Source organism: Paraburkholderia sediminicola (genome assembly GCF_046026895.1).
In the GTDB taxonomy this organism is placed as follows: domain Bacteria; phylum Pseudomonadota; class Gammaproteobacteria; order Burkholderiales; family Burkholderiaceae; genus Paraburkholderia; species Paraburkholderia sediminicola_C.
In genome coordinates, this window is record NZ_JAQQEU010000085.1 from 22,662 (window position 1) to 29,020 (window position 6,359).

Genomic DNA, 6,359 nt, shown 5'->3' on the forward strand with positions numbered 1-6,359 from the left:
CGCGTGTCGCTCGCGCACACTAGGATCATGCGCTGGGTCAAACGCTTCGCGCCGGAGTTCCTCAAGCGCTGGGACCGGTTTGCAAAATCCGCTGGTCGTTCATGGAGAGTTGACGAAACGTATGTGAAAGTCCCTGGCAAATGGGTCTATCTTTACCGTGCAGTTGACCGCGCGGGAAAGACAGTCGACTTCCGGCTCAGCGCCAGGCGCGATGTCGCTGCGGCCAAGGCTTTCTTCGCGCAAGCGATCAGGAGTCAAGGGCTCGCTCCGAAGATAATCACGCTGGACGGTTACGCTGCGTCTCACCGCGCGGTGCCAGAACCGTTTTGTCCAGGTACGAGACCAATCCATGCTGCGAACTCACGGCCAGATTTGAACGACTTCGCATGTCCCATTGTCGCCACGGCTGCTGTTGCAGTTAAAAGGCCCACGCCGGGAACCATCGCGATAGCCTTGGTCGCATGGTCCTGCTTCATCCATTCATGCAACCGTCTCTCGATCTGGGCAATCTGCTGGTCCAGTGTCACCAGCCCATTCCACTGTTCGCGAAGCGTATCAATGAGTACCATCGGCAGGCGCCCGGACAGTCTCTCCAACACGCCCGCGGTAGTCCTGTCCAGCGCGGCACGACCTGTTCCCATCACTTCACCGTATTCGGTCAGCAGGCCCCTCAGGCTGTTGATCTGCATAGTGCGAAACTTCACAAGTTGTTGCCGCATCCGGTGCAGCGCCAGAACGGCCTGCTGCGTTTCCGTCTTCACCGCCACTTCCTTGCTGGGCATCTGCGTGGCCATCCAGATCGCCGGTGCGTCGGCCGAATCGTTCTTGTTGCCCGTCACGAACGCCTTGACGAACTTCGCCGGCATCAGTTTGACCTGATGCCCCATTTCGATCAACCGCCTCGCCCAATGCTGTGAGCCACCACAGGACTCCATGCCGACCAGACACGGGGGGGCGATTGGCAAAGTACTCGAGAAATAACGCTCTCTTGATGGGTTTGTTCACGATCTCGCCGCTGCCCGCGTCGACCCAATGGACCTGCATCACGCTCTTCGCAATATCGACACCTACGACCTTATGTTGCATGATGGCCCCCGTAGTCGCCTGAGAAGATCCTTATGATCTTCCAGTTTTCAAATTTCGATGTCGTCGGATTGCAAGAAATCTACCCGCTGCTTGCCATCGCGATGGGCGGGGGCCGTTCATTTCATTCACTGCGCCCGCTGTTTGGAAGTCAGTCCTTTCTGCACGATGATGCAATGGTGAATACACCGTTTTTTCGCTTGCGCCCGCAATTTGCACCACAGCCGTACAAGACACTGTCGCGACAAAAGCGGCGTAGCGCTGAATGGCTACGCAAGATGGCGGCTGTCTACCCACGGTTGTTCGTTCACTGGCGCGTCGCTGGGGCAACGGTTGGCTGACGGTAGCCGTATGAGGCGAGAGTCTCACGTACGGTTCTGCGAGAGGCTTGAGGTGAAACCCCTCGGGCCTACTTACCACCCCCAGCATCCATGGCAGCGCGGCTCGAACGAAAATACGAATGGACTGTTAAGACAGTATTTCCCGAAGGGCACCGACCTGTCAGTGTATTTACAGGCCAAACTTAACGCTGTGGCAAGACGATTGAATGAGCGTCCGCGAAAGACACTCAACTACGAAACGCCCGCGAACGATTCCAGCATACTATTGCATCCGCCGGTTGAATCCGCCCACCCAGGCTTGACGTTATCTCGTGAATTGACCGCGTTCGCTACTATATCCAGTTCTCACGCGAAGACTGTCGGGAGCGACTCCAACGGTTCGGGAAGTAGCCGCCAATCATTATCCGCGAGAGCGTCGGCGCCATTGCCGACGTGGCGCTCAACTGAGTCCGCGATGTTTCAATAGTTCACGATACCCTCCGAAAGTCTGGATATGATGCTGTCGAAGAGCTAATGAGTCGTCGGATCTGCTCACGGCGTGTTCGACACACAGTTGGTCGCCGGGTCATGGGCTTGGCGTGCCGGGATATGGCTATCTGGTTTATCGTTTGCTGCGCAATGTCGTGACCGTAGCCAAGTTTGATTGGGCTGTTGTCGCTCTGCGAAAACGTACGTCGTTTCGGCGAAATAGGTATGGCGCACGGGCAGGGTCGGTAACTCCAATGTTCGTCAGGTTTTTCGACCTTGCTTCAAGGTGTTCTGGCTGAATGGTCCAGATGGACATCCGGGTGATATCGCACGAGCCAGGGTGGACGCGCAAATAGTGTTCCGTTCTGTTGTTAACTAATCTTTGTTGGGTTTTGTTCGGAAGGGTAGGTATTGCGAGCCGGAGGTAGTTTGCTACAGCGGTCAAACTGAAACGAATGCTGAACCTGACGAAATGCCGTACAACGCCAGACTGAAGACGGGCGAGCCGCGCAAGCGCAAGAAGCCGGGCTACCGGGTAACGAACGCACGCGAGTACAGCCAGAGCCTGAAGAAACGCGGCCAGCTCAGCCCGTATTGTCCGGATGGCGACCTGAAAGCGCTGTTCATCAACGCCCAGCCGTATGTGAAGGGCGTGTCTGGTCGCGAAGCGACCTACACGGACGCCTACATCGAGTTGATCTATACGTTCTACTGGCTGTTCGGCTGGGGCACGCGCCCGATCACGGGTCAGATGGAAGAGTTCTGGGCAATCCGCGGGCTCGACATTGCCGTGCCAAGCTTCGGTCATCGTGTGACCGAAGCTGCGCTGAAAATCATTATCAGGCAACGTTTGTGGGCGGCTTCGTCGCAATCTGGCCAATGGCGAAGCCGTGAGTCTGATCGTCCAGAGCACGGGCATGCAGTTGGGCCGGCGAGTGAATGGCACGAACAGAAATACGGCCGAAAAGCGGCGCATACGCCGTGGCGCAAGGTGAACCTGTCGATCGACCCCGACATGAACGTTCACGCGGTTAGCGTCACGGAAACGGCGGTGTCCGATACCGAAGCCATGGACGCGGTGCTGGCCGTGGACTGCCCGGTGGATCGGGTCATCGCTGACGGGGCGTACTACAGCATCGAGAAGACTGAAACCTGGTCAGCGTGCGGCGTATTACCGGTGATTCCGCCGCCAGCGCATGCGGTGATTCATGGCGAAAGCCATACCCGATGGCATGATCGCGTCGTGGGGTATATCAACAAAAAAGGAAGCGTGTATGCGTTTAACAAAAAATATGGCTATGGGTTGCGTTCTCGGGTCGAGGCGCAAATCTCGCGTATCAAGCGATGTATCGGTTCACGTCTGCTGACACGCAAACCCGACTCACAGCCACGCGAGGGCGTGATAATCGCCAACCTCGGGAACCTGTGGAACAGCTTCGGAATACTAACTTCTGTCAAGATTGCATAGTTATGCAAACTATATACGGCCTACCCTTACGAACAAGGCCAAGTTGTGGACAAGGCTGGCAACACGATCGATTTCCTGCTGCGAGCCCATCGTGACAAGGTTGCGGCGCGGCGCTACTTCGAAAAGGCGATCGCCCGGAACGGCGAACAGGAGACCGTGCCAATTGATTAAAGCGGATCAGATCTGGCGGCATTGCAGGTGCTCAACGCTGAGCGTCAGACGCCGATCAGGATCCACCAGAAGAAGTACCTGAACAACGTCATCGAGCAGGACCACCGCACCATGAAGCGTGGAACCCGACCCGATGCTGGGCTTCAAGATTTGGTCCTGCACGCATCATTCTGGGCGGCATCGAGTTCATCCACAGGATCTTCTGAAGACGGCGACATCAAGAAAACTGCCGCCCAGCAGCTCTACTCGTTGCCCGCATTAGTAGTTCTCATCATATCGACATCTGTTTGACTCGCCTTCCTTATCGCGACAGAACCTGGATGGGGGCATGGCATGAACACCATTTATCGCATCGTCTGGAATGACGCTCGCAGAGTTTGGGTGGTGGCGAGCGAACTCGTGAAGGGCGCTGGAAAGAAAGCCTCAGGAGGGGTCGATTTCCGGGGAAAGAAGATTGCGGGTGAACCAGAGTGTCTGTGCATCCGCCTTTCCGTCATAGGAGAACATCGTGACGGCACAGCCCACGATAACGCCGCCCGGTGGAAACTATCGAAGCTGGTGGCGGCTTTGCTTGCTGTAGGGTGGTTAGGGTTTTCTGGAAATGCATTCGGCCAATGCACGACTGGAGGTGGAACCATCAGTACGCCGACCACAGGCGGGTGCACGGTGAGCACGGACGGCAGCACAGTCAGCATACTCAGCGGCGGCACTTTCACGGGCTGGATCAACTTCAACGCCAACAATACCGTCCTGGGCATCGACCAGGGAGGCTCCTTTGTGGCGAACTCCGGTATAGCAGGAAACCCTCAACCTGTTTCCGTTAGCGGCACTGGCGCTAGCAACCCCACCTGGACGGTCAATAACAACGGTTCCATGACGGTTGCCAGCACGATTGCTTGGGGTTTGATCAGCCGCAGGACATCGGGCACCCTCATCGTCAACAACACGGGCACCATCCAAAACAACACCACTTCCAACTTGCCCGCCATCGCGAGTTTAGGTGACGGCATGATCATCACCGTGACCAACAGCGGGATGATCTCAGCCAACGCCGGGCCCGCCATCTGGAACGACGGGGCAGGCACCACCACAGTCGTCAACCAGACGGGCGGCACCATCCAATCGCTGGGCAATTACGCCATCTATGAACCCTCGATTACCAGCCTCAGCATCACAAATGAGGCGGGCGCTACAATCACTACATCGTCTACGAATTCCACGATCAACTCCGGCGGTTCGACCACGCTGCGGAACGCCGGCACGATCTCCGTGGCAAGTCCCGCCACAAACACCGCGATGAGTCTTTCGGGTGTCAATGACCTACTGATTCTCGAACCGACATCGGTTATCAACGGTATCGTCCAGGCCAATGGTGGGACGAACACTTTGGCACTGGGAGGCGGCAGCGGATCGGGCACCTTCAACCTATCGCTGATAGGCGGAACAAATACTCAGCAATACCGAAGTTTCAGCACGTTCCAGAAGATAGAAGGCGATACATGGACGCTGACCGGTAGCAATACCAATCTGGCCAACCTGACCTGGAGTCTGGCCGGGGGCACACTCATCCTGGATAACACCGGAACGCTGACCGGCAACGTCGTCAACCCCAGCACGGCGACCGGTCCTGTAAGCCTGCAGGTGGCACGCCCCATCACACCATCAGCGGCCAACGGATTAGCCATCGACATGGAGGGCCCGTTTAGCAACACGATAGCTCTGAATACCGGCGCGAGCTTCACCACCAACAGCGGCCAGTTCAAGGTCGGTGCTGGTGTGACGACATTGACTGGCCCGGTCGCCTTCCCTAACCTCGTCACCATTGCGGGTGGAACACTCCAGGTGGGTGATGGCGGTGCGGGCACCGGAGGCAGCATCACCGGTAATATCACGGATAACGCCGCCCTGATCTTCAATCACAGCGACAATGTCACCTACGGTGGCGTGGTGAGCGGCTCCGGTACGCTCGCGCAATCGGGTACGGGAACACTTACGCTCAGTGGTGCCAACACCTACACCGGCGGGTCGTTCCTCAATAACGGCATACTTGCGGTTTCCAATAACAACAACCTGGGCGGGGCCGCTACCCGATTGACGTTCAACGGCGGTACGTTGCGAACGACGGTTGGCCTCACCAACGTCACTCGTCCGATCACCTTGAACACGACAGGGACCATTGACAACGCTGGGAACAACGACAGCTTCAACGGTCTCATCGACGGGGTGGGCTCGTTAACATCTACGGGCACCGGCAACCTTACTCTGGCCGCCAACAACACTTATAGCGGCGGCACGGTGCTCGCGGCAGGCACGCTGACAATGGGCAACGCCAGCGCGCTGGGTACCGGAATCCTGGCAATGGCCGCGGGCACCACCCTGGACTTCCTCGGCAGCTATACAGTAAACAACGCGGTCACCCTCAGCGGCAGTCCCACCTTCAACGTCAATACCGGCCTGACCACCACGTGGACCGGCAACATCAGCGACGGTACCTCCCCCGGGGTTCTGAACAGGACCGGCGCTGGGACGCTGGTGCTCTCCGGCACCAGTACGTACAGCGGCGGCTCGACCCTCGGTAGTGGCACCGTGGTGGCCACGGACGGTAGCGTCTTGGGCACCGGCGTGATCAGCAACAGCGCTGCCCTGCAGCTGAACTTTGCTAGCAACAGTACACTGGCCAACACCTTGTCGGGTACCGACAGTCTGACCAAGAGCGGGGCTGGTGTCGCGACCCTGAGCGCGGCGGGTTCGGGCGAAGGCGCAGTCTCCGTCAATACCGGCACGCTGCAGTTCAGCCAGAGCGGCGCGTTCAACGCGGTGGACTACAG

Annotated in this window: 3 protein-coding genes and 4 pseudogenes; 6 read left to right on the forward strand and 1 reads right to left on the reverse strand. The window is 57.8% G+C overall.

Annotated elements, in window-relative coordinates:
- Positions 1–321 (forward strand): annotated as a pseudogene (locus PQR02_RS41060) (DDE-type integrase/transposase/recombinase); the annotation flags it as partial.
- On the opposite strand, the pseudogene PQR02_RS34300 reads toward PQR02_RS41060, so the two are convergent.
- Positions 315–1,086, reverse strand: a pseudogene (locus PQR02_RS34300) (IS110 family RNA-guided transposase); the annotation flags it as partial. The pseudogenes PQR02_RS41060 and PQR02_RS34300 overlap by 7 nt on opposite strands.
- 32 nt (positions 1,087–1,118) lie before the next feature.
- Between PQR02_RS34300 and PQR02_RS34305 the strand changes: the two are divergent.
- The 5 genes and pseudogenes from PQR02_RS34305 to PQR02_RS34325 form a co-directional block, all read left to right on the forward strand.
- Positions 1,119–1,424 carry a hypothetical protein gene (locus tag PQR02_RS34305; RefSeq protein ID WP_408242186.1) on the forward strand — a complete coding sequence of 102 codons (306 nt, stop codon included), beginning with the start codon at positions 1,119–1,121 and terminating at the stop codon, positions 1,422–1,424.
- Positions 1,408–1,706 (forward strand): annotated as a pseudogene (locus PQR02_RS34310) (transposase); the annotation flags it as partial. The gene PQR02_RS34305 and the pseudogene PQR02_RS34310, both read left to right, overlap by 17 nt.
- A 658-nt stretch (positions 1,707–2,364) precedes the next feature.
- Entirely contained in the window at positions 2,365–3,360 is a 996-nt protein-coding gene (locus PQR02_RS34315) for a transposase (RefSeq protein WP_408242188.1), read from the forward strand.
- 39 nt (positions 3,361–3,399) lie between these two features.
- A pseudogene (locus PQR02_RS34320) lies at positions 3,400–3,822 on the forward strand (DDE-type integrase/transposase/recombinase); the annotation flags it as partial.
- Positions 3,823–3,864: 42 nt separating this feature from the next.
- The coding region (locus PQR02_RS34325) for an autotransporter-associated beta strand repeat-containing protein (protein ID WP_408242190.1) at positions 3,865–6,359 on the forward strand (2,495 nt) is incomplete at its 3' end.

What these genes read in the sequence shown, in the direction of transcription:
- PQR02_RS34305 (WP_408242186.1), top strand. Translation starts at nt 1,119, where the DNA reads ATGATCTTCCAGTTTTCAAATTTCGATGTCGTCGGATTGCAAGAAATC.
- PQR02_RS34315 (WP_408242188.1), top strand. Translation starts at nt 2,365, where the DNA reads ATGCCGTACAACGCCAGACTGAAGACGGGCGAGCCGCGCAAGCGCAAG.